We start from the raw sequence: 22,439 nt of genomic DNA, 5'->3' as shown, positions 1-22,439 counted from the left end.
CGGGATGAGATCCTGGACCGCGTATGTCTACGCACCCCGCCCCCGCCCTCGGCGATCTCGCCGCCCGCCTGGCCGAGCTGCCCCTGCGCGACGCGCACCGGCTCGGGCGCAGGCTCGAAGGCGCGCGCAAGATCCGCAAGCCCGAAGCCCGCTCCGCCGTGTTCGCCGAGATCGAGGCGGAGGTGGCCAAGGGCGAGGCCCGGACGGCCGAGCGCCGCGCCCGCGTTCCCGCCGTCACGTATCCCGAGCAGCTTCCGGTCAGCCAGAAGAAGGACGAGATCGCGGAGGCCATCCGTGATCACCAGGTCGTGATCGTCGCCGGTGAGACCGGCTCCGGCAAGACCACCCAGATCCCGAAGATCTGCATCGAGCTGGGCCGTGGCGTGCGCGGCATGATCGGGCACACCCAGCCCCGCCGCATCGCCGCCCGTACGGTGGCGGAGCGGATCGCGGACGAGCTGGACACCCCGCTCGGCGAGGCCGTCGGCTGGAAGGTCCGCTTCACCGACCAGGTCAACCCGGACGCCACCTTCGTCAAGCTCATGACGGACGGCATCCTGCTCGCCGAGATCCAGACGGACCGCGAGCTGCGCGCGTACGACACGATCATCATCGACGAGGCGCACGAGCGGTCCCTCAACATCGACTTCCTGCTCGGCTACCTCGCCCAGCTCCTGCCCAAGCGGCCCGATCTCAAGGTCGTCATCACCTCCGCGACCATCGACCCGGAGCGTTTCTCCCGGCACTTCGGAGACGCCCCGATCGTCGAGGTCAGCGGCCGGACGTATCCCGTCGAGGTGCGCTACCGCCCGCTCCTCGAAGAGGACTCCGAGGACGCCGACCGCGACCAGATCACCGCGATCTGCGACGCCGTCGAGGAGCTCCAGGCCGAGGGCAAGGGCGACATCCTCGTCTTCCTGTCGGGCGAGCGGGAGATCCGCGACACGGCCGACGCGCTGAACAAGAAGAACTACCGCTTCACCGAGGTACTGCCCCTGTACGCCCGGCTCTCGCACGCCGAGCAGCACCGCGTCTTCCAGGCGCACACCGGGCGCAGGATCGTTCTGGCGACCAACGTCGCCGAGACCTCCCTGACCGTCCCGGGCATCAAGTACGTGATCGACCCGGGCACCGCGCGCATCTCCCGCTACAGCCACCGCACCAAGGTGCAGCGGCTGCCCATCGAGCCCGTCTCGCAGGCCAGCGCCAACCAGCGCAAGGGCCGCTGCGGCCGTACGTCCGACGGCATCTGCGTCCGGCTGTACTCCGAGGACGACTTCCTCGCCCGGCCGGAGTTCACCGACGCCGAGATCCTGCGCACGAACCTCGCCTCCGTCATCCTGCAGATGACCGCGGCCGGCCTCGGCGACATCGAGAAGTTCCCCTTCATCGACCCGCCGGACCACCGCAACATCCGCGACGGCGTTCAGCTCCTCCAGGAGCTGAACGCGCTGGACCCGGCCGAGAAGGACGTACGCAAGCGGCTCACGCCGATGGGCCGCAAGCTCGCCCAGCTGCCCGTCGACCCCCGGCTCGCCCGGATGGTCCTGGAGGCCGACAAGAACGGCTGTGCGCGCGAGGTCATGGTGATCGCGGCCGCGCTCTCCATCCAGGACCCGCGCGAGCGGCCGTCCGAGAAGCAGGCGCAGGCCGACCAGCAGCACGCCCGTTTCAAGGACGAGACCTCCGACTTCCTCGCCTTCCTCAACCTGTGGCGCTACGTCCGTGAGCAGCAGAAGGAGCGGGGCTCGTCCGCGTTCCGCCGGATGTGCAAGCAGGAGTACCTGAACTTCCTGCGCATCCGCGAGTGGCAGGACATCTACAGCCAGCTGCGGACCGTCGCCAAGCAGATGGACATCCACCTGAACGAGGAGGACGCTCCCGAGCAGAGCGTCCACGTGTCCTTGCTCGCCGGTCTGCTCTCGCACATCGGCATGAAGGACGTGAAGGAGACCGGCGGCGAGAGCGGGCGGAGCACGGGGAAGAACGAGTACCTGGGCGCGCGCAACGCCAAGTTCGCGATCTTCCCGGGTTCGGCGCTCTTCAAGAAGCCGCCGCGTTTCGTGATGTCGGCGGAGCTGGTCGAGACCTCGCGGCTCTGGGCGCGCGTCAACGCCCGTGTCGAGCCCGAGTGGGTGGAACCGCTGGCGGGCCACCTCCTCAAGCGGACGTACAGCGAGCCGCACTGGGAGAAGGACCAGGCCGCCGTGATGGCGTACGAGAAGGTCACGCTGTACGGCGTGCCGATCGTCGCGCAGCGGAAGGTGAACTACGGGCGGATCGACCCGGAGGCCAGCCGCGAGCTGTTCATCCGCAACGCGCTCGTCGAGGGCGACTGGCGTACGCACCACAAGTTCTTCGCCGACAACCGCAAGCTGCTCACCGAGGTCGAGGAGCTGGAGCACCGGGCCCGCCGCCGGGACATCCTGGTCGACGACGAGACGCTGTACGACTTCTACGACCAGCGGGTGCCCGAACACGTCGTGTCCGGGGCGCACTTCGACTCCTGGTGGAAGCACAAGCGGCACGAGGAGCCCGAACTCCTCGACTTCGAGCGCTCGATGCTCATCAACGACCGGGCCGGCGCGGTCTCGAAGGACGACTATCCCGACTCCTGGCTCCAGGGGCGGCTGAAGTTCCGGGTGACCTACCAGTTCGAGCCGGGCGCGGACGCGGACGGTGTGACCGTCCACATCCCGCTGCAGGTCCTGAACCAGGTCACGGACGACGGCTTCGACTGGCAGATCCCGGGGCTGCGGGAGGAAGTGGTGACGGAGCTGATCCGTTCGCTCCCGAAGCCGATCCGGCGGAACTACGTGCCGGCCCCGAACTTCGCCCAGAAGTTCCTGGAGCGGGCCGTACCGCTCCAGGAGCCGCTGACGCTGACCATGGCGCGCGAGCTCAAGCGGATGGTCGGCGTGCCGCTGACGGCCGACGACTTCGACTGGTCACGGCTCCCCGAGCATCTGAAGGTCACGTTCCGGATCGTCGACGAGCGGCGCCGCAAGCTCGCCGAGGACAAGGACCTGGAGGCGCTCAAGCTCCGGCTGAAGCCGAAGGCGCGCCAGGCGATCTCGCAGGCCGCCGCGGCGACGGCGGAGCGCGAGGGCGGCGAGTCCCTGGAACGCTCGGGGCTGACGGACTGGACGATCGGCTCGCTCCGGCGGGTCTTCGAGACGCGCCGGGCGGGTCAGCCGGTGAAGGCCTATCCGGCGCTGGTCGACGACGGCCCGGCGGCGAACACCGTCTCGGTGCGGCTCTTCGACACCGAGGCCGAGCAGGCCGAGGCCATGTGGAAGGGCACGCGCCGGCTGATCCTGCGCAACATCCCGGTGAACCCGGGCAAGTTCGCCTCGGACAAGCTCACCAACGCCCAGAAGCTCGCCCTGTCCGCGAACCCGCACGGCTCGGTGCAGGCGCTCTTCGACGACTGCGCGATGGCCGCCGCCGACAAGCTGATCGCGGACTTCGGCGGCCCGGCGTGGGACGAGGAGTCCTACCGGAAGCTGTACGACAAGGTGCGCGCCGAGATCGTCGACACGACCGTGCGCACGGTCGGGCAGGTGCAGCAGGTGCTCGCCGCCTGGCAGGCCTGTGAGCGCCGTCTGAAGGGCGTCAGGAGCCCGGTCCTGCTCGCGAACCTGGCGGACGTACGAGGGCAGCTGGACGCCCTCGTGAAGCCCGGTTTCGTGACGGCGACGGGACTGCGGCGGCTGCCGGACCTGATGCGCTATCTGGTCGCCGCGGACCGGCGCCTCCAGCAGATGCCCACGGGTGCCCAGCGGGACACCAGCCGCATGGAGAAGGTCCACGAGATGCAGGACGAGTACGCCTGGCTGCTGGAGCAGCTGCCGCAGGGCCGTCCGGTGCCCTCGTCGGTCCTGGACATCCGCTGGATGATCGAGGAGCTGCGGGTCAGCTATTTCGCCCACGCGCTGGGCACGGCGTACCCGGTCTCCGACAAGCGGATCGTGAAGGCGATCGACGCCGCCGTCCCGTAACGGCACCCGCACGTGCGGCGAGTTCGACCCGGGGTCCGACCTCATGTACAGTCTGTTTCGCAGCACAGCGCAAGAACAAGTCGCTGCGAATCAAGGTCCTGTGGAGCAGTTTGGAGTGCTCGCCACCCTGTCAAGGTGGAGGCCGCGGGTTCAAATCCCGTCAGGACCGCACGAAGGAAGGCCCGGAGCGAAAGCTCCGGGCCTTTTCGTGTGCCCGGCGTGCGCCGGCGCGTCCACCGGTGGCGTTCGCGTGCGCCCACCGGCCACGTTCGTCGGCACCCACCGGTCGCGTTCGCGTGCGTGCACCGGTCCACGTACGTTCAGGGGCCGCGGCGGGCCCTCCAGGAAGGCGCCTGCGGCGCGTTCACGTCCCTTGACGGCGTCACATTCCGCCGGTACCCCGGAATCCAGGGCCCTCGCCCTGCCGGCCCTCTGGAGGTGCGCATGGCGGTGTCCGCCCGGCACGAGACCCGGGCTCTGCTCCGAGCCCACCTGGCGGCCGCCTCCGGTTACCGCCATCTGACGCGGCACTGCCCGATCTGCCATCAACTCGCGCGGCTGGTCATGGAAGCCGTCCCGGTCGACGAGCAGGACCCCGAGGGTGCCCCGGAGGACGACGACACCTCGACGACGTGATCCGGGTCCGCTTCCGCGGCCGTCACCCGGTGCGCGTCCCGGTGCGACACGACCCCGCTTCGGCCCCAACTCTCCTAGCGCAGAAGGATCTCGGAGGACAAGGACCGTGGCATGTGACGGGAGTCACCGCATATGTTTTCAGAAGTGTGGAACTTACCCCCCTCATACAACCAGTCAATTTAATATGTGCAATTGCACCGCCTGTCGGGGACTTCCACAGCCGATCCGACACCCACCCCCAGACTCCGACAAGGCCGCTCACAGGCCGGTCCCCGGGACGCGTGGAACGCACAAAAAAAATCGCGCTGGACCCGGCGGAGTCCAGCGCGATCTACGACGCACCTTGTTCAAGTGTCAGAAACGCTTGGGCGTGAGCTCTGTTGGGGCAGAGCCCGCGTCGCTTGGAGCTGAGGTGTGGACGCCTCGACGGGTTGGGGGATCCGTCGATTTGCCCGGTAATGCGATGACTCAGGCTTCACTGCGCTGCTGCGGGATACCCGCGAGCAGTGCGCGGACCTCAGCCTCGCGGTAACGGCGATGTCCTCCGAGCGTGCGGATGGACGTGAGCTTGCCGGCCTTCGCCCACCGCGTGACCGTCTTGGGGTCGACGCGGAACATCGTGGCGACCTCAGCCGGGGTCAGCAGCGGCTCGGCATCAGGGGTGCGAGCGGTCATGAGCGGCCTCCTCGGGAGAACCGAACCTTCTCGGTTCTTTCCTCTAAATTCTGCACCTTGACCCGCGTTGCCCGAAATGGCGGACGCGAGTCGAGTCGGTTATAGGACGAACGGCTTGTCCTCGGCACTACAACTACACCATCCGTCCAGCCGCGTCGGCCAAACCGATGGAATTGCCCTCCCAGGTGTTCATCAGCGACGGAAGCCGATGGACCATGCCATAGCGGACAGTCACGCCACTGTGACGATCAGTCACAGGGCGATCAGGAGTCACCAGACGTCCTAAAAGCGTGCAATGCCGAGATCCCCCCTCAAAAGCGGGCGGAGGGAGCCCTCCCCCGGGCTCCTTGTCCTATTTTGACACGAGGAGGGGGAAGCGATGCAAGAGCCGGGTAAGTGCCCTCCATCACGCTTGGCACCCGTTGACGCATAAGCCCGGATCGGGCCCTACGTCCCTGACGTGAGGGTTCTTCAGCGTGTGAGGACCATACGCGAGTTCGACCGAAACCTGTGAGAAGCAGATCACACCCGCTCGGACACCTCGGGAGCCCCTCCCTCCCCACCCGAACCGCACGTACGAACCGCACGCACGAAGCACGCACGGACAGTGCGCACGGTCAGCGCCGGAACCGCCCGCCCGGACCGCCCGCGGACGGCGTCGGCACTTCACGAGACCGCCCGGGACCGCCCGCGGCGCGCCTCAGTTCGCCGAACGCCGGTCCCTGACCGACCGCCAGCGCTCCACCAGCCGGCCGTACGCCTCGCCCGCCGCCGCCCCGTCCCCGGTGCGCAGCGCCTCGATGCCCTCGGCCACGTCCGCGGCGGAGTGGTCGCTCTCCAGGTCACCGGCCGGCAGCGTGTGCACGAGCCCTCCGTAGTCCAGCTCGACCAGCGAGCGCGGATGGAACTCCTCCAGCCAGCGCCCGACGTCCACCAGACCCTCGATGAGCGGCCCTTCGTCCAGTGCGTCCCTGAGCGTGCGCAGGGCCCGCGCCGTGCGCCGCCGCGCCTGCACCATCGGGGTCCGGTAACGCAGCACCGGCGGCGCTCCGGCCGGGCCCGTCCCCTTCTCGTACTCCCGCTCCTCGTCGGTGACGAGCACGAACCAGTTCAGCGGCACCTGCCAGGTCGAGGTGCGGATCCAGGGGCGGGCGTCGGGATTGCGCGCCAGCCAGCGTTCGTAGTCGAGCGCGGCCTGACGCCGCACCAGCGGCGGCAGCACCGCGTCCAGCACGGACGCGGGCAGTTCCTCGCCCAGCTCGTCCAGCGCCTGCCAGCCGCGCAGCCGGGTGCGCCAGGGGCAGACGCACACCACTCCGTCGATCTCGGCGACGAACGCGTCACCGCTCTCGTGCACCGGCACGGGGACCGGCGGGGTGGGCAGCAGGTCGGCCAGCGAGCGGCGCAGCTCGTCCTGGTACGAGGGGCGCTCGGTGCGCCGGGCGTAGTGCGTCCAGTGGGCGCGCTCCGACTCGGGGAACGCGGCCAGTGGCTCGTACACCCGCAGGTACGACGTGTACGGGACGATCACCGCGGACACCTTGGGCACGCCTGCTCCCTCCCCCGTCGACCACCGGGAAAACCAGCGAGAACCACTCAGGACACGAACAGAAATCTATGCAAATCGAACCACGGCCGTACCCCGCCCGTAGGTGATCCTGAACACTGCGCCGGGGGCGGGTCGGCACAGGCTCTAGTCTCATTCCCACGGAGCCCGCCATCCGCACGGGCCCCGGACCCAACCGCCGCTTTTTACCTGGGAGTCACCACAGTGACCGACGTAACCGGCGCGCCTGCTGATGTACTGCACACCCTGTTCCACTCGGATCAGGGGGGTCATGAGCAAGTCGTGCTCTGCCAGGACCGCGCCAGCGGCCTCAAGGCCGTCATCGCCATCCACTCCACCGCCCTGGGCCCCGCCCTCGGCGGTACGCGCTTCTATCCGTACGCGAGCGAGCAGGAGGCCGTCGCCGACGCCCTCAACCTCGCGCGCGGGATGTCGTACAAGAACGCCATGGCCGGGCTCGACCACGGCGGCGGCAAGGCCGTCATCATCGGCGACCCCGAGCAGATCAAGTCCGAGGAGCTGCTCCTCGCCTACGGCCGGTTCGTCGCCTCGCTCGGCGGCCGGTACGTCACCGCGTGCGACGTCGGCACCTACGTCGCCGACATGGACGTCGTGGCGCGCGAGTGCCGGTGGACGACCGGACGCTCCCCGGAGAACGGCGGCGCCGGCGACTCCTCCGTCCTGACCGCCTTCGGTGTCTTCCAGGGCATGCGGGCCTCCGCGCAGCACCTGTGGGGCGACCCGACGCTGCGCGGCCGCAAGGTCGGCGTCTCCGGTGTCGGCAAGGTGGGTCACCACCTGGTCGACCACCTGCGTGAGGACGGCGCCGAGGTCGTGATCACGGATGTGCGGGCCGAGTCCGTGCAGCGGATCCTGGACCGGCACCCCGAGGGCGTCACGGCCGTCGCGGACACCGAGACGCTCATCCGTACCGAGGACCTCGACATCTACGCGCCCTGCGCGCTGGGCGGCGCGCTCAACGACGAGACGGTGCCGGTGCTCACGGCCCGGATCGTGTGCGGCGCGGCCAACAACCAGCTGGCGCACCCGGGCGTGGAGAAGGACCTCGCGGACCGCGGGATCCTGTACGCCCCCGACTACGTCGTGAACGCGGGCGGTGTCATCCAGGTCGCCGACGAGCTCCACGGCTTCGACTTCGACCGGTGCAAGGCGAAGGCCACGAAGATCTTCGACACCACGCTGGCCATATTCGCACGTGCGAAGCAGGACGGGATCCCGCCGGCCGCGGCGGCCGACCGGATCGCCGAGCAGCGGATGGCGGAGGCGCGGCGTCACTGACGCCTTCCGGGGCCATAGGCGCTTGTCAGGGACCCGCCGATGGACGGTTGGGAGAGAACTCTCACGTCTGTCGGCGGGTCGTGGCCCAAGAAGAGGTTAAAATCGCGGTTGACCAGCGAGGACAGGGCACCTTGCTGGGGCTGGGCGAAGGCGCGTGCTGCGGGCGACGTACCGTATGGGCGCGGGCTCAGGTACCGTGGAAGCCCTACGGACCGGTCTCTCCACGGAGAGTCCGTTCCAGATCATGAACGCGTGTCAAGACTCTGGGGCCGTCGAGCCCCGTATCCGAGGGGGTCGAGCCATGGGGCGCGGCCGGGCAAAGGCCAAGCAGACGAAGGTCGCCCGCCAGCTGAAGTACAGCAGCGGCGGGACTGACCTCTCGCGTCTGGCCAATGAGCTGGGCGCTTCGACTTCGAGCCAGCCGCCGAATGGCGAGCCGTTCGAGGACGACGACGAGGAAGACGACCCGTACGCACAGTACGCGGATCTCTACAACGACGACGACGAGGACGAGGACGACCAGTCCGGTCCCCAGTCGCAACGTCGCGGCGCTTGACGCAACAGCGTCCCTCGCAGTTTCCGCGATCTCTTCTCGTAGCGGATCTCCAGGCGCGGGTTTCTGGCAGATCCCGCCTGGCGGATTTCTCGTAGCGACTGCACTTCACCCGGTCCGGGGCCTCAGCGCCGGACCGGGTTTCGTGCTGCTCCGGGGGCTTCGGCCGACGTGACCGCCGGCCGAAGCCCCCGTGCTCCGTTTCAGCTCGCGTAGTCGCCGACGAGCTCCGCGCCCGTCGTGCGGTCCCCGCGCTCGGTGATCTCACCGGCGACCCAGGCGTCCACCCCGCGGTCCGCGAGGACGGCCAGGGCCACCTCCGCGGACTCCTCGGGCACGATCGCCATCATGCCGACGCCCATGTTCAGCGTCTTCTCCAGCTCCAGGCGCTCGACACCGCCGGTCCTGCCGACCAGGTCGAAGACCGGTGCCGGGGTCCAGGTCCCGCGGTCGACCACGGCGTGCAGACCGTCCGGGATCACCCGCGCCAGGTTGGCCGCGAGACCGCCGCCGGTGATGTGGCTGAAGGCGTGCACCTCGGTGCTCTTCGTCAGCGTCAGACAGTCCAGCGAGTAGATCTTGGTGGGCTCCAGGAGCTCCTCGCCCAGCGTGCGGCCGAACTCCTCGACGTGCTGGTCCAGGCGCAGGTTCGCCCGGTCGAAGAGGACGTGCCGGACGAGCGAGTACCCGTTCGAGTGAAGACCGGAGGCCGCCATGGCGATCACCGCGTCACCCGTACGGATGCGATCCGGGCCGAGCAGCTGGTCGGCCTCCACCACGCCGGTACCGGCGCCCGCCACGTCGAAGTCGTCGGGGCCGAGCAGACCGGGGTGTTCGGCCGTCTCGCCGCCCACCAGGGCGCAGCCGGCGAGGACACAGCCCTCGGCGATGCCCTTCACGATGGCCGCGACCCGCTCCGGGTGGACCTTGCCCACGCAGATGTAGTCGGTCATGAAGAGCGGCTCCGCGCCGCACACCACGATGTCGTCCATGACCATCGCGACGAGGTCGTGGCCGATGGTGTCGTACACACCCAGCTGGCGGGCGATGTCGACCTTGGTGCCCACACCGTCGGTGGCGGAGGCGAGCAGCGGCCGCTCGAAGCGCTTGAGGGCGGAGGCGTCGAAGAGGCCGGCGAAGCCGCCGAGGCCGCCGAGGACCTCGGGGCGCTGCGTCTTCTTCACCCACTCCTTCATCAGCTCGACGGCGCGGTCGCCCGCCTCGATGTCGACACCGGCGGCCGCGTAGGACGCGCCGGAAGCAGTGCCCGTCGACGAAGTCGACTGATCGGATACAGCAGACATTGCCTGGGATCTTTCGGTTGGTGAAACGGGGCTCTGCGGCGCTACGGGCGACGGATGGCGTCAGCCGCGGCCGTGGCTGCGGGACCCGCGGCCAGCTCGGTCTCCAGGAGCTGCTTGCCGAGCAGTTCGGGGTCGGGAAGCTCCATCGGGTACTCGCCGTCGAAGCAGGCGCGGCACAGATTCGGCTTGTCGATCGTCGTGGCCTCGATCATCCCGTCCAGGGAGATGTACGAGAGCGAGTCGGCGCCGAGCGAGGTGCCGATCTCCTCGATCGTCATGCCGTTCGCGATCAGCTCGGCGCGGGTCGCGAAGTCGATGCCGAAGAAGCAGGGCCACTTCACGGGCGGGGAGGAGATCCGGATGTGGACCTCGGCCGCACCGGCCTCGCGCAGCATCCGGACCAGGGCGCGCTGGGTGTTGCCGCGCACGATCGAGTCGTCGACGACGACCAGGCGCTTGCCCTTGATGACTTCCTTGAGCGGATTCAGCTTCAGGCGGATTCCGAGCTGGCGGATCGTCTGCGACGGCTGGATGAAGGTCCGGCCGACATAGGCGTTCTTGACCAGGCCGGCGCCGAACGGGATGCCGGAGGCCTCCGCGTATCCGATCGCGGCGGGCGTCCCGGACTCCGGGGTCGCTATCACCAGATCGGCCTCGACCGGGGCTTCCTTGGCGAGTTTGCGGCCCATCTCGACCCGCGAGAGGTACACGTTCCGGCCGGCGATGTCCGTGTCGGGACGGGCCAGGTAGACGTACTCGAAGACACAGCCCTTGGGCTTCGCTTCCGCGAATCGAGAGGTTCGCAGGCCGTTCTCGTCGATGGCGACGAACTCGCCCGGCTCGATCTCGCGGACGTAGCTGGCGCCGCAGATGTCGAGGGCCGCGGACTCGGAGGCCACCACCCAGCCGCGCTCCAGCCGGCCGAGGACCAGCGGACGGATGCCCTGCGGGTCACGGGCGGCGTACAGCGTGTGCTCGTTCATGAAGACGAGCGAGAAGGCGCCCTTGACCTGGGGAAGGATCCTGGCGGAAGCCTCTTCTATGGTCAGCGGCTTGCCGTCGTCGTCGACCTGGGCCGCGAGGAGCGCGGTGAGCAGGTCGGTGTCGTTGGTGGCCGCCACACGGGTGGTGCGGCCTTCCTGCTTGGGCAGGTCGGCGACCATCTCGGCGAGCTGCGCCGTGTTGACCAGGTTGCCGTTGTGGCCGAGCGCGATGGAGCCGTGCGCGGTGGCACGGAACGTCGGCTGGGCGTTCTCCCAGGTGGAGGCGCCAGTGGTCGAGTAGCGGGCGTGACCGACCGCGATATGACCCTGGAGCGAACCGAGCGAGGTCTCGTCGAAGACCTGGGACACGAGGCCCATGTCCTTGAAGACGAGGATCTGGGAGCCGTTGCTGACCGCGATTCCCGCGGATTCCTGACCCCGATGCTGGAGGGCGTAGAGCCCGAAGTAAGTGAGCTTGGCGACCTCTTCGCCGGGAGCCCAGACACCGAAGACGCCGCAAGCGTCCTGGGGGCCTTTCTCACCGGGGAGCAGATCATGACTGAGTCGACCGTCACCACGTGGCACGGCTCCGAGTGTAGGCGAGATCGACCACTGGTCCGAATTGGGGATACGGGCCAGAAGTGGATCACTCGTCGGCCACCGCGCTGACGACAGTGCCGTTTGTGCTGGTCAGAGCGATGCCGCGATGGTCCAGCCGGTAGGTGACCTTGCTGTCGAAGACCCCTAGCAGCGTCTTCTCGGTCCTCATGAGTGAGTCTTGGCACATCATGCGGGTGGTCCTGGCCCGGCTGAGGGTGATATGTCCGTCGCTCACGGTGGCCCGGCCGAACGCGTGGTTGCAGCCGAGCCGGCCCTCGAAGGTGCCGTCCTCGCGCAGGACGAAGTACGCGTCCACCCCCTTCGGGAGCGGCTGGGAGACGTTCCTGTCCCCCAGTGCCGTGACCGTCCACTTCGTCCCCAGCAGCGGTGCGTCCTTCTCCTGGGTGAGGCCGATCCGGTCGCCGTTGCCGGCGGTGAGCGTCAGCCGGCCGCCGTCGGCCTCGGCCGTGAACGCACCCCGGTTCGCGAGGGTCCGGCCCAGACTCCGCTCGAAACCCGCCGGACCCTTCCCGCAGGCCATGCCCGTCGTCCAGAGCGGTCCGAACGCGACCCGGTCACCCGTGAGGGTGGCCTTGGAACCGAACGTGTTGCAGCCGAGGTTGCCGCCGACGCGCCCGTCGTCGCCGATCCGCAGATACGCGCCGGAGGGTGCCCGTGTGGTCGTCCCGCCCGTGGTGAGGCTGTCGACGGTCCAGTGCACGCCGGTCAGCGGCGCCGTCTCCGTCCGGGCGGAACCGCTCCCCGCCGTCTGGGTGCCGCACGCTGCGGCGAGGGGCAGCAGGGCCAGGACACCGAGGGTCGTTCGCTGCTTGTCCATGCCGATGGGACGGAAGGGACGAGGGACCGGTTCCCCTCCAGAAGTCGCAAACCGGGTCCGCTCCGGGATCCGTGGACCGGGTCCGCTCGGAGACCTGGCGGGCCCGTCCGGAGGTGGGGTGCGCGGCCCCCGGTCGTACCGCGGGCCGGGCGGGTTGCCTCCTCCCGGACGGTCATCCCATCAGGGGGAGCAGGCCGCCGAGATCGGCGCGCTCGCCGCTCGCGCTGACCTTCGCCTCGTCGAGCGCCGTCTTCCACTCCGTGCGTCCCGTCGCGAGCCGGATCCAGGTCAGCGGGTCCGTCTCGACGACGTTCGGCGGGGTGCCGCGGGTGTGCCGGGGCCCTTCCACGCACTGCACGACGGCGTACGGCGGGATGCGGACCTCGGTCGAGGCGCCGGGCGCCTTCACGGCGAGGGTGTCGGCGAGCAGCCGGGTGCAGGCGGCGAGGGCCTGGCGGTCGAAGGGGATGTCGATGCCTGCGGCGCGGTTGAGGTCGTCGGTGTGGACGACGAGTTCGACGGTGCGGGTGACGAGGAAGTCGGCGAGGGTCATCGCCCCGGCGGGCACGCCGAGCAGCCGGTCGTCGGGGGCCGTGGCCAGGTGCCCGGCGATCCGCGCGGCGGCGCCGGCGTAGAGCGCGTCGAGGTCGGGGTGCTCCTCGGCGAGTGCGCGGGTGCCGTCGGCGATGTTCCCGGCACGGGAGGCCGTCCCGAACGGCCAGTCCAGCAGGGCCAGTTCCTTCGTGGCGGGGGCCGGAAGGTCGAGATGGCGGCTCACGCCGTCGACGGCCATCGAAAGGTGCGCGGCCAGCTCCCGCACGCTCCAGTCCCCGAGCTGCGCGGGCCGCGCCAACTGCTCCTCGCTCAGGGTGCGTACGCCGTCCCGTACGTTCCCGAACTGGGCGAGCACCGCCGCACGGATCTTGGCCGAGTCGTACGTACGCGCGCGCTTCCGGGCTGAGGTCATACGGGGAGCCTAGTCCCAAGACCCGGACGAACGGGGCCATTTGAAGATCGGCACGGTCGGGTGGAGCGTGGCTCCCGGAGCATCGTGCCGCCCGTCGGCGTCCCGCAGTACCGTGCCGCCCGCGGGGGCACGCCGGGAGCCGTCACGGCTTGTGCGGGTGGTCCGCGAGTCCGTGTCCCACCAGCGCGCAGGCACGTCCGGCGGGCCGGGGCACGTCGGCCGCGATCACGTCCGGGCTCTCTCCCGCGGCTGCCCCGGTCCGGCGGCGCGAAGGACTCCGCGGCCCCGCCCCGGGAGGGCGGACCGGTCCCGGCGTGACGGTGCGGCGTCGGGACGGCATGGCGTCATGACGCGGGACGGTGTGACGGCGGGACGTCGGGACGGCATGGCGTCATGACGCGGGACGGCGGGACGAACACACGGCGAAGGCCCCGCCCGTCGAAACGGGCGGGGCCTTCGCGGGGCCGGGCGGGGCCCTCGGGCAAGCGGGCGCGTTACGCCAGCAGCGCCGGGATCGTCCCCTCGTGGGCGGTGCGCAGCTCGGTCAGGGTGAGCGCGAACTCGCCCTGGACCTCGACCACGGCGGCCTCCGACTCGGTGCCGTCGACGACACCGATACGGGTGACGGGCAGACCCCGGGCACCGCACATGTCGTTGAAGCGGAGCTCCTCCGAGCGCGGGACGGCGACGACCGCGCGGCCCGCCGACTCCGAGAACAGGAAGGTGAACGCGTCGAGACCGTCGGGCACGACCAGGCGCGCACCCTTGCCGCCGAGCAGCGCCGACTCGACCACGGCCTGGACCAGACCGCCGTCGGACAGGTCGTGCGCGGAGTCGACCATGCCGTCGCGGGACGCCGAGATGAGGATGTCGGCGAGCAGCCGCTCGCGCTCCAGGTCGACCTTCGGCGGCAGACCGCCCAGGTGGTCGTGGACGACCTGGGACCAGGCCGAACCGCCGAACTCCTCGCGGGTGTCACCGAGCAGGTAGAGGAGCTGGCCCTCTTCCTGGAAGGCGACCGGGGTGCGGCGGGCGACGTCGTCGATGACGCCCAGCACGGCCACGACCGGGGTCGGGTGGATGGCCGCCTCGCCGGTCTGGTTGTACAGCGAGACGTTGCCGCCGGTCACCGGGGTGCCCAGCTGCTGGCAGGCGTCGGCCAGACCGCGGATCGCCTCGGCGAACTGCCACATGACGGCCGGGTCCTCGGGCGAGCCGAAGTTCAGGCAGTCGGACACGGCGAGCGGCTTGGCGCCGGTCGTCGCGACGTTGCGGTAGGCCTCGGCGAGGGCCAGCTGCGCGCCCGCGTACGGGTCGAGCTTGGCGTAGCGGCCGTTGCCGTCGGTCGCGATGGCGACGCCGAGCCCGGTCTCCTCGTCGATGCGGATCATGCCCGAGTCCTCGGGCTGCGCCAGCACCGTGTTGCCCTGCACGAAGTGGTCGTACTGGGAGGTGATCCAGGACTTGGAGGCCTGGTTCGGGGAGGAGACCAGCTTGAGGACCTGGTCCTTCAGCTCGTCGCCGGTCGCCGGGCGGGGCAGCTTGCCGGCGTCGTCGGCCTGGAGCGCGTCCTGCCACTCCGGACGGGCGTAGGGACGCTCGTAGACCGGGCCGTCGTGCGCGACCGTGCGCGGGTCGACGTCGACGATCTTGCCGCCGTGCCAGAAGATCTCCAGCCGGTCGCCGTCGGTGACCTCACCGATGACGGTGGCGATGACGTCCCACTTGTCGCAGATCTCCAGGAACCGGTCGACCTTCTCCGGCTCGACGACCGCGCACATGCGTTCCTGCGACTCGCTCATGAGGATCTCCTCGGGCGAGAGCGTGGAGTCGCGCAGCGGTACGTCGTCCAGGGTGACGCGCATGCCGCCGGAGCCGTTGGAGGCGAGCTCGCTGGTGGCGCAGGACAGACCGGCCGCGCCGAGGTCCTGGATGCCGACGACGAGCTTCTCGGCGAAGGCCTCCAGGGTGCACTCGATGAGGAGCTTCTCCTGGAAGGGGTCGCCGACCTGGACGGCCGGGCGCTTCGACGGCTTGGCGTCGTCGAAGGTCTCGGAGGCGAGGATGGAGGCGCCGCCGATGCCGTCGCCGCCCGTGCGGGCCCCGTAGAGGATGACCTTGTTGCCGGTGCCGGACGCCTTCGCGAGGTGGATGTCCTCGTGCCGCATGACGCCGATGGCACCGGCGTTGACCAGCGGGTTGCCCTGGTAGCAGGCGTCGAAGACGACCTCGCCGCCGATGTTCGGCAGGCCCAGGCAGTTGCCGTAGCCGCCGATGCCGGCGACGACGCCGGGCAGGACGCGCTTGGTGTCGGGGTGGTCGGCCGCGCCGAAGCGCAGCGGGTCCACGACCGCGACCGGGCGGGCGCCCATCGCGATGATGTCGCGCACGATGCCGCCGACGCCGGTGGCCGCGCCCTGGTAGGGCTCGACGTACGACGGGTGGTTGTGCGACTCGACCTTGAAGGTGACCGCGTAGCCCTGGCCGACGTCGACGACACCGGCGTTCTCGCCGATGCCGACGAGGAGGGCGTCCGACTGCGGGGCCTTCTCGCCGAACTGGCGGAGGTGGACCTTCGAGGACTTGTAGGAGCAGTGCTCGGACCACATGACGGAGTACATGGCGAGCTCGGCGCCGGTCGGCCGGCGCCCGAGGATCTCGACGACCCGCTCGTACTCGTCCTTCTTCAGGCCCAGTTCGGCCCAGGGCAGCTCGACGTCGGGGGTCGCGGCCGCGTTCTCGACCGTGTCCAGAGGCGTGCGGCTCATGCGTTGACCAGCTTCTTGAGGATCGAGGTGAAGAAGGGGAGGCCGTCGGTGCGGCCGGACCCGACCAGGGGCTCGACGGCGTGCTCGGGGTGCGGCATGAGGCCGACCACGTTCCCGGCCTCGTTCGTGATGCCGGCGATGTCCCGCAGCGAGCCGTTCGGGTTGAAGTCGACGTAGCGGAAGACGACCCGGCCCTCCGCCTCCAGCATGTCGAGCGTGTGCTCGTCGGCGACGTACCGCCCGTCCATGTTCTTCAGCGGGATGTGGATCTCCTGGCCGGCCGTGTAGTCGGCGGTCCAGGCGGTCCCCGCGCTCTCCACCCGCAGCTTCTGGTCGCGGCAGATGAAGTGGAGGTGGTTGTTGCCGAGCATCGCGCCGGGAAGGAGGTGCGCCTCGGTGAGGACCTGGAAGCCGTTGCAGATGCCGAGAACCGGCATTCCGGACTTCGCCTGCTCGATGACGGTCTCCATCACCGGCGAGAAGCGCGAGATGGCACCCGCCCGCAGATAGTCGCCGTACGAGAAACCGCCGGGCAGCACGACGGCGTCGACCTGCTTGAGGTCCTTGTCCTTGTGCCAGAGGGCCACGGGTTCCGCGCCCGCGAGCCTGATCGCGCGCTGCGTGTCGCGGTCGTCGAGGCTGCCGGGAAAGGTGACGACTCCAATACGAGCGGTCACTTTCCGGCCTCCGCGACTTCCTCGACCTTGACGGTGAAGTCCTCGATCACGGTGTTGGCGAGGAAGGATTCCGCCAGTTCATGGATGCGGGCGAGGGCGGCGTCGTCCACCGGCCCGTCCACTTCCAGTTCGAATCGCTTTCCCTGACGGACGTCGGAGACACCTTCGAAACCGAGGCGCGGCAGTGCACGCTGCACCGCCTGGCCCTGGGGGTCGAGGATCTCCGGCTTGAGCATGACGTCGACTACGACGCGTGCCACTGGCACTCCCGGTGTGTGGTGCTGAGCAGGTCCCTTCAGACTACCCGTACGAAATTTCTACTCGCGTAGATTCGTAGAATCCTACGTGACCCCGATCACGATCACGCATCGGCGTGGGGCCATCCACGGAAAATCCTGGGAAAAACCGCAGAAGAACGGCAGGACCCCATTGCCGCCGGACACGCGGGAGGATTTAGTCGGGCTTCACATTGCAATGCCGGGCCCTGTACAAATGAATTGGCAATAGCCGATACTTTGCTCAATAACAGCCGGACAGTCGACATCTCCCCGACAACTCCCTGACGTCAGTGCACGTCATGACCGTTGATCGCGAAGGTGTCGCACGAAGGGACCGATATTCGTGGCGCAGCGTGTCGTGGTCACTCTCTTTGACGACATCGACGGCTCGGAAGCGGCGGAGACGATCGCCTTCGGACTCGACGGCAAGTCGTACGAGATCGACCTCAATCCCACCAATGCCGAGGAACTGCGTAAGGCGCTCGAGCCGTACGTCGAGGCCGGCCGCAAGCGGTCGAAGTCCGGGAAGGCGTACACGCACACCGCGTTGACGCCCGACCCCGCGGCGGTCCGCGCCTGGGCCCGTTCCAACAAGATGGACGTGCCGCCGCGCGGCCGGATCCCCAAGAAGGTCTACGAGGCGTTCGCCGAGTCGCACTGAGCCGGCACCCGGCCCGGACCGAGCCGGGCACCCCGCCCGGGGCGCCCGCCGGAGCCCGCCACCGGCCCCCGGAAGAACCGACTTGCGCTGACCCCCGCCCGATCGGCTAGAGTCTGGAACACGCCGAGGGGCAAGGCCGAAAGGCCGGAACCCGAAGGTCGTGCGGGTGTAGTTCAGTAGCAGAACATCCCTCTTCCAGAGGGAAGGCGCAGTGTGCAATTCCTGTCACCCGCTCTGCACTTCTTACCGATCACGCATGTCGATCAGGTAGAGTGGTGCTCGCGCCGGTCAGTGCAAGCTGGTCGGAGGCAATGCGGACGTAGCTCAGTTGGTAGAGCGCAACCTTGCCAAGGTTGAGGTCGCCAGTTCGAACCTGGTCGTCCGCTCAGTGAAGAAGGCCCCGGTCATCGACCGGGGCCTTTCTCTTTCCCCGTGCGCCGAACGTTCTCGCGACGCGCCGCCGAAGCCGTCTGACATTTGTCATGCGGAGTGATGACACCTCGCACTGCTGCCGGAACCCGTCCGCGCCGACGCTGATTCCATGAACACCAACCAGCACGACGACGTGATCGAGGTCACCGGTCTGCGGCGTGTGTACGGGGGCGGCGGAAGAGAATTCGAGGCCGTGCGCGGAGTCACCTTCTCCGTCGGCCGCGGTGAGGTCTTCGCTCTCCTCGGCACCAACGGCGCGGGCAAGACCTCCACCGTCGAAGTGATCGAGGGTCTGGCCCGCCCCGCCGGCGGGCACGTGCGCGTCCTCGGGCACGATCCGTACACCGACCGCGCCGCCGTTCGGCCCCGGATCGGCATGATGCTCCAGGAAGGCGGCTTCCCGTCCGAGCTGACGGTCGCCGAGACCGCGCGGATGTGGGCGGGATGCACCGGCGGAGCCCGACCCGCCGGACAGGTCCTGGAACGGGTCGGTCTCGGGCACCGCTCCGACGTCCGCGCGAAGCAGTTGTCCGGCGGCGAGAAACGGCGCCTGGACCTGGCGCTCGCGCTCCTCGGCGACCCCGAGATCCTCTTCCTCGACGAGCCCACGACCGGACTCGACGTGGAAGGCCGCCGGAGCACCTGGGAGTTGGTCCGCGAACTGCGCGACGCCGGGACCACGGTCCTGCTCACCACCCACTACCTGGAAGAGGCGGAGGCGCTCGCCGACCGGCTGGCGATCCTGCACGAAGGACGCGTCGCGACCCTCGGCACCCCGGCCGAGGTGACCGCCTCCCAGCCGTCGCACGTCTCCTTCGAGCTGCCCGACGGCTACCTCCTCGGCGACCTGCCCCCGCTGCCGGGACTCGGCGTGAGCGGCCACGAGACGGCGGGCCGAAGGATCAGGCTGCGCACCGGCGAACTCCAGCGGACGGCCACCGCCCTGCTGGTGTGGGCCGAGCGGGCGCGCGTCGAGCTGCGGGGGCTCGACGTCCGCCCGGCCTCCCTGGAGGAGGCGTTCCTGCGGATCTCCCGGGACGCGGCGGCGCACGGCGTGGACGGAGCCAGGACGAAGGAACCGGCCGCGGACACGCGGAAGGCACGCACGAGGGGAACAGCGGCATGAGCGGGACGACAGCGGTCACCGACGGCACCGGACCGGCCCGGAGCACGGCGGCCGGACGGACGAGAGCACTGGCCCGCGCCGAACTGACGCTGCTGGGCCGCACCCGGGCGACACTCGCCGCCGCGGTGTTCGTACCGCTGATCATGCCGCTCTCGCTCCGCTCGGCCGTCGCCTCGATGCGCCTGAAGGGCACCGGACTCACCGTCGGCTCGGTCCTGCTCCCCTCCTCCATCGGCTTCGCCCTCCTCTTCGCCGTCTACGGCTCCCTCGTGAGCGTGTACGCGGCGCGCCGGGAGGAACTCGTCCTCAAGCGGCTGCGCACCGGGGAGCTGCGGGACGTGGAGATCCTCGCGGGCGCCGCGCTGCCCTCGGTGGCGATCGGTCTGGCCCAGTGCCTGATCCTGACGATCGCCTACCGGGCGACACTCGGCGTCGGCATGCCCGAGAGGCCCGGACTCGTCCTGCTGGGGCTGCTGTCCGCGTTCGTCACCTGGCCGGCGCTGGCGGCCGTCACCGCGAGTCTCAGCAGGAGCGTGGAGGGCGCCCAGGTCGCGGCCGCTCCCCTGACCCTGGTGTCGCTGGTCGGCTCGGGAACCTTCGTCCCGCTGCAGCTGCTGCCCGACGGCGTGGCCCCGTTCTGCGAACTGCTGCCCCTCACCCCGGTGATCACCCTGATCCGCGGCGGCTGGAGCGGGCACCTCTCCGCCCACGACACCGTCGGCGCCCTCGTCACGGCGGTGGCCTGGACCGTGATCGCGGTGTTTGCTGTACGACGGTGGTTCCGCTGGGAGCCGCGGCGGTGACCACGGAGGCGGGGGTGGGCATGGGCGGGCCGTCCGGCTGGTGGCGGGGCAAGAGCACACCGGCGAAGGTCGAGACCTACACACGGTGGTCGTTCCACTTCTTCTCCCTGCTCGAAGCCCTCTCGATCGGGCTGCCCGTGTTCGGGAACCTGCCGGCGGTCCGGTCCTGGGCGGTGTTCCTGCTGGTGTGCGGGCACGCGGTGTTCTGCGCGGTGACCGCCTCGCGGGCGCTGGACTGGACGCGCGGCACCCGGGAACAGCCCCGGCGGACGCTGCTGGCCCTGGCCGTGAGCACCGGCGTGGTGGCCGTCACGGGGACCGTCCTGTCCGGCACCCCCTGGCACCCGGCGAGCGACAGCGCGTTCATGGTCGCCTCCTCGCTGCTCGTCGGTGCCACGGCGTTCGGCACGGGCACGGTCGCGCTCGGGACCCGTGACCGGCGCCGGATGACCGGCGTCGTGCTCGGCGCGTCCGCGGGGACCGGCGTACTCGCCCTCCCCCTCGGCTTCCCGGCCCCCGCCGCGCTCGTCACCGCCGTCCTGGTCCTGCTGACCGCCGGTTTCCTCACGTTCACCGCGGCCTTCTCGGTCTGGCTGCTGGGCGCCGTGTACGAACTCGACGAGGCCCGCGAGACCCGCGCCCGGCTCGCCGTCGCCGAGGAACGACTGCGCTTCGGCCGCGATCTGCACGACGTGATGGGCCGCAACCTCGCGGTCATCGCCCTCAAGAGCGAACTCGCGGTACAGCTCGCCCGGCGCGGACGGCCCGAGGCCGTGGACCAGATGACCGAGGTGCAGCGGATCGCACGGGAGTCCCAGCGGGAGGTGCGGGAGGTGGTACGGGGCTACCGCGAGGCCGATCTCGCAGGCGAACTGGCGGGATCCCGGGGCGTCCTGACCGCCGCGGGCATCGACTGCTCCATCACCGGAACCGCCGCGGAACTGCCGCCGCAGGTCCAGTCGGCGCTCGGCTGGGTCGTGCGCGAGGCGACCACCAACGTGCTGCGGCACGGGAACGCCAGGACGTGCGCCCTGTCCCTGCACGCCACTGGAGAGCGGGTGACGCTCACCGTCGAGAACGACGGGGTGCCACCGGAGACGGACACCGGCCCCGGGCCGGGAAGAGGCAGCGGGCTCCCGGGGCTGCGGGAACGGCTGGCGGAGGTGGACGGGGTGCTGCGGGCCGGCGCGAGCGGCGGAGTGTTCCGGCTGACGGCGGAAGTGCCGCTGCGCTCCTCCCCGGAGGCGCGCACGACCTCTTTCGGCGAAACGGCCCCGGACCCGCGCACAGCCACTCCCGGCGCCCCGCCCCCGCAAGCACGCACCGTCGCGCCCGGCGACCCGGCCCGGCAAACACGCACAACCGCACCCGGCGGCCCGGCCCCGGACGTTCGCACCGTCCCGCCCGGCGTCCCTGCCACCGCAAGCGACGAGACACCCGGGAAGTCGCCGGCCCCGCCGGTTCCGCACCAGGCGAGAGAGGCCACCTCATGACGACCCCGCCGCCCGACGCGTCGGCGCCCGGCACTCCCGTACGGCTGCTGCTCGCCGACGACGAGCATCTGATCCGGGGAGCGCTGGCCGCGCTGCTCGGGCTGGAGGAGGACCTGGTCGTGGTGGCCGAGGCCGCGACCGGACCGGAGGCGCTGGCGATGGCGCGGGCGCACGTGCCCGATGTCGCCGTCCTGGATCTCCAGATGCCGGGAGCGGACGGTGTGAGCGTGGCCACATCCCTGCGGGCCGAACTGCCGGGCTGCCAGGTGCTGATCGTGACCAGTCACGGGCGGCCGGGGCATCTGAAACGGGCACTGGCGGCAGGTGTGCGCGGGTTCGTCCCGAAGACGGTCAGCGCGCGGCGGCTCGCGGAGATCATCCGTACCGTGCACGCGGGAAACCGTTATGTGGACCCGGAGTTGGCCGCCGACGCGATCTCCGCCGGGGACTCGCCGCTGACGGCCCGCGAGGCCGAGGTGCTCGAATTCGCCGCCGACGGGGCGCCCGTGGCGGAGATCGCGGAGCGGGCCGCGCTGTCCCAGGGGACGGTGCGGAACTATCTGTCGTCGGCCGTGTCCAAACTGGGCGCGGAGAACCGACACACGGCAGTGCGTCTCGCACGGGAGCGAGGTTGGGTATAGTTGCTCTCGCGCCACGGCGCATGCGGACGTAGCTCAGTTGGTAGAGCGCAACCTTGCCAAGGTTGAGGTCGCCAGTTCGAACCTGGTCGTCCGCTCCGGAGAAGAAGCCCCCGACCTCGGTCGGGGGCTTCTTCGTG

General features: G+C 70.0%; 18 protein-coding genes and 4 tRNA genes. 13 read left to right on the top strand and 9 right to left on the bottom strand.

Going from position 1 to position 22,439, the window contains the following annotated elements:
- Positions 1-23: 23 nt before the first annotated feature.
- From hrpA to ACH4S8_RS24195, 3 genes are all read left to right on the top strand, one after another.
- The gene (hrpA, locus tag ACH4S8_RS24205) at positions 24-4,001 is read left to right on the top strand and encodes an ATP-dependent RNA helicase HrpA (protein ID WP_398397291.1); all 3,978 of its coding nucleotides are present in this window, start codon (positions 24-26) and stop codon (positions 3,999-4,001) included.
- Between the two features lie 94 nt (positions 4,002-4,095).
- Positions 4,096-4,170: transfer RNA gene (locus tag ACH4S8_RS24200), tRNA-Asp, on the top strand.
- 275 nt (positions 4,171-4,445) lie between these two features.
- The gene (locus tag ACH4S8_RS24195; RefSeq protein WP_398397289.1) at positions 4,446-4,637 is read left to right on the top strand and encodes a DUF6274 family protein; all 192 of its coding nucleotides are present in this window, start codon (positions 4,446-4,448) and stop codon (positions 4,635-4,637) included.
- Between the two features lie 468 nt (positions 4,638-5,105).
- Here the strand turns inward: ACH4S8_RS24195 and bldC are convergent, their stop codons facing one another.
- Together bldC and ACH4S8_RS24185 are read right to left on the bottom strand one after the other, a co-directional pair.
- A complete protein-coding gene (gene bldC, locus ACH4S8_RS24190; protein ID WP_003949541.1) occupies positions 5,106-5,312 on the bottom strand; it encodes a developmental transcriptional regulator BldC in 207 nt (68 codons plus the stop codon).
- Positions 5,313-6,012: 700 nt separating this feature from the next.
- Positions 6,013-6,861 carry a hypothetical protein gene (locus ACH4S8_RS24185; protein ID WP_398397287.1) on the bottom strand — a complete coding sequence of 283 codons (849 nt, stop codon included), beginning with the start codon at positions 6,859-6,861 and terminating at the stop codon, positions 6,013-6,015.
- Between the two features lie 222 nt (positions 6,862-7,083).
- On the opposite strand from ACH4S8_RS24185, the gene ACH4S8_RS24180 reads away from it, so the two are divergent.
- Together ACH4S8_RS24180 and ACH4S8_RS24175 are read left to right on the top strand one after the other, a co-directional pair.
- On the top strand, positions 7,084-8,178 hold the full coding sequence (locus ACH4S8_RS24180) for a Leu/Phe/Val dehydrogenase (RefSeq protein WP_398397284.1): 1,095 nt from the start codon (positions 7,084-7,086) through the stop codon (positions 8,176-8,178).
- Positions 8,179-8,479: 301 nt separating this feature from the next.
- Positions 8,480-8,734 carry a DUF3073 domain-containing protein gene (locus ACH4S8_RS24175; RefSeq protein ID WP_037615441.1) on the top strand — a complete coding sequence of 85 codons (255 nt, stop codon included), beginning with the start codon at positions 8,480-8,482 and terminating at the stop codon, positions 8,732-8,734.
- Between the two features lie 200 nt (positions 8,735-8,934).
- Here the strand turns inward: ACH4S8_RS24175 and purM are convergent, their stop codons facing one another.
- The 7 genes from purM to purS all read right to left on the bottom strand — a co-directional run bounded on the left by purM (position 8,935) and on the right by purS (position 17,128).
- Positions 8,935-10,035 (bottom strand): phosphoribosylformylglycinamidine cyclo-ligase, encoded by a 1,101-nt coding sequence (purM, locus tag ACH4S8_RS24170; RefSeq protein ID WP_398397281.1) that lies wholly within the window; start codon positions 10,033-10,035, stop codon positions 8,935-8,937.
- Positions 10,036-10,076: 41 nt separating this feature from the next.
- The gene (purF, locus tag ACH4S8_RS24165; protein ID WP_398397279.1) at positions 10,077-11,603 is read right to left on the bottom strand and encodes an amidophosphoribosyltransferase; all 1,527 of its coding nucleotides are present in this window, start codon (positions 11,601-11,603) and stop codon (positions 10,077-10,079) included.
- Between the two features lie 61 nt (positions 11,604-11,664).
- Entirely contained in the window at positions 11,665-12,456 is a 792-nt protein-coding gene (locus ACH4S8_RS24160) for an META domain-containing protein (protein ID WP_398397276.1), read from the bottom strand.
- A 172-nt stretch (positions 12,457-12,628) separates the two neighbouring features.
- A complete protein-coding gene (locus ACH4S8_RS24155; protein WP_398397274.1) occupies positions 12,629-13,423 on the bottom strand; it encodes a sterol carrier family protein in 795 nt (264 codons plus the stop codon).
- Positions 13,424-13,917: 494 nt separating this feature from the next.
- Complete coding sequence (gene purL, locus ACH4S8_RS24150) at positions 13,918-16,191, bottom strand: phosphoribosylformylglycinamidine synthase subunit PurL (RefSeq protein ID WP_398397272.1); 2,274 nt, start codon at positions 16,189-16,191, stop codon at positions 13,918-13,920.
- On the bottom strand, positions 16,188-16,868 hold the full coding sequence (purQ, locus tag ACH4S8_RS24145; RefSeq protein ID WP_398397270.1) for a phosphoribosylformylglycinamidine synthase subunit PurQ: 681 nt from the start codon (positions 16,866-16,868) through the stop codon (positions 16,188-16,190). Before purQ ends, purL begins: the two co-directional genes overlap by 4 nt.
- Positions 16,865-17,128, bottom strand: a complete 264-nt coding sequence (gene purS / locus ACH4S8_RS24140) for a phosphoribosylformylglycinamidine synthase subunit PurS (protein WP_005482678.1) — start codon at positions 17,126-17,128, stop codon at positions 16,865-16,867. Before purS ends, purQ begins: the two co-directional genes overlap by 4 nt.
- Positions 17,129-17,489: 361 nt before the next feature.
- Here purS and ACH4S8_RS24135 point away from each other — a divergent pair, with 361 nt between their 5' ends.
- The 8 genes from ACH4S8_RS24135 (at position 17,490) to ACH4S8_RS24100 (ending at position 22,397) form a co-directional block, all read left to right on the top strand.
- Positions 17,490-17,807, top strand: a complete 318-nt coding sequence (locus tag ACH4S8_RS24135; RefSeq protein WP_355764587.1) for an Lsr2 family protein — start codon at positions 17,490-17,492, stop codon at positions 17,805-17,807.
- A gap of 162 nt (positions 17,808-17,969) precedes the next feature.
- Positions 17,970-18,041, top strand: a tRNA-Gly gene (locus tag ACH4S8_RS24130).
- A gap of 79 nt (positions 18,042-18,120) precedes the next feature.
- A tRNA-Gly gene (locus tag ACH4S8_RS24125) sits at positions 18,121-18,193 on the top strand.
- Between the two features lie 155 nt (positions 18,194-18,348).
- Positions 18,349-19,365 (top strand): ABC transporter ATP-binding protein, encoded by a 1,017-nt coding sequence (locus ACH4S8_RS24120; protein WP_398397267.1) that lies wholly within the window; start codon positions 18,349-18,351, stop codon positions 19,363-19,365.
- Positions 19,362-20,168 carry an ABC transporter permease gene (locus tag ACH4S8_RS24115; protein WP_398397265.1) on the top strand — a complete coding sequence of 269 codons (807 nt, stop codon included), beginning with the start codon at positions 19,362-19,364 and terminating at the stop codon, positions 20,166-20,168. Before ACH4S8_RS24120 ends, ACH4S8_RS24115 begins: the two co-directional genes overlap by 4 nt.
- Positions 20,169-20,188: 20 nt before the next feature.
- Positions 20,189-21,661: a histidine kinase gene (locus tag ACH4S8_RS24110; RefSeq protein WP_398397378.1), complete on the top strand. Its 1,473-nt coding sequence runs from the start codon at positions 20,189-20,191 to the stop codon at positions 21,659-21,661.
- Positions 21,658-22,302 carry a response regulator gene (locus ACH4S8_RS24105; RefSeq protein WP_398397263.1) on the top strand — a complete coding sequence of 215 codons (645 nt, stop codon included), beginning with the start codon at positions 21,658-21,660 and terminating at the stop codon, positions 22,300-22,302. Before ACH4S8_RS24110 ends, ACH4S8_RS24105 begins: the two co-directional genes overlap by 4 nt.
- 22 nt (positions 22,303-22,324) lie before the next feature.
- A tRNA-Gly gene (locus tag ACH4S8_RS24100) sits at positions 22,325-22,397 on the top strand.
- Positions 22,398-22,439: the final 42 nt, after the last annotated feature.

The sequence above is a fragment of the Streptomyces sp. NPDC021080 genome, from assembly GCF_044333225.1.
GTDB lineage: Bacteria > Actinomycetota > Actinomycetes > Streptomycetales > Streptomycetaceae > Streptomyces.
This window is presented reverse-complemented; position numbering and strand designations above follow the sequence as displayed.

What these genes read in the sequence shown, in the direction of transcription:
- hrpA (WP_398397291.1), top strand. Translation starts at nt 24, where the DNA reads ATGTCTACGCACCCCGCCCCCGCCCTCGGCGATCTCGCCGCCCGCCTG.
- ACH4S8_RS24195 (WP_398397289.1), top strand. Translation starts at nt 4,446, where the DNA reads ATGGCGGTGTCCGCCCGGCACGAGACCCGGGCTCTGCTCCGAGCCCAC.
- bldC (WP_003949541.1), bottom strand. Translation starts at nt 5,312, where the DNA reads ATGACCGCTCGCACCCCTGATGCCGAGCCGCTGCTGACCCCGGCTGAG.
- ACH4S8_RS24175 (WP_037615441.1), top strand. Translation starts at nt 8,480, where the DNA reads ATGGGGCGCGGCCGGGCAAAGGCCAAGCAGACGAAGGTCGCCCGCCAG.
- purM (WP_398397281.1), bottom strand. Translation starts at nt 10,035, where the DNA reads ATGTCTGCTGTATCCGATCAGTCGACTTCGTCGACGGGCACTGCTTCC.
- ACH4S8_RS24160 (WP_398397276.1), bottom strand. Translation starts at nt 12,456, where the DNA reads ATGGACAAGCAGCGAACGACCCTCGGTGTCCTGGCCCTGCTGCCCCTC.
- ACH4S8_RS24155 (WP_398397274.1), bottom strand. Translation starts at nt 13,423, where the DNA reads ATGACCTCAGCCCGGAAGCGCGCGCGTACGTACGACTCGGCCAAGATC.
- purL (WP_398397272.1), bottom strand. Translation starts at nt 16,191, where the DNA reads ATGAGCCGCACGCCTCTGGACACGGTCGAGAACGCGGCCGCGACCCCC.
- ACH4S8_RS24120 (WP_398397267.1), top strand. Translation starts at nt 18,349, where the DNA reads ATGAACACCAACCAGCACGACGACGTGATCGAGGTCACCGGTCTGCGG.
- ACH4S8_RS24115 (WP_398397265.1), top strand. Translation starts at nt 19,362, where the DNA reads ATGAGCGGGACGACAGCGGTCACCGACGGCACCGGACCGGCCCGGAGC.
- ACH4S8_RS24110 (WP_398397378.1), top strand. Translation starts at nt 20,189, where the DNA reads ATGGGCGGGCCGTCCGGCTGGTGGCGGGGCAAGAGCACACCGGCGAAG.
- ACH4S8_RS24105 (WP_398397263.1), top strand. Translation starts at nt 21,658, where the DNA reads ATGACGACCCCGCCGCCCGACGCGTCGGCGCCCGGCACTCCCGTACGG.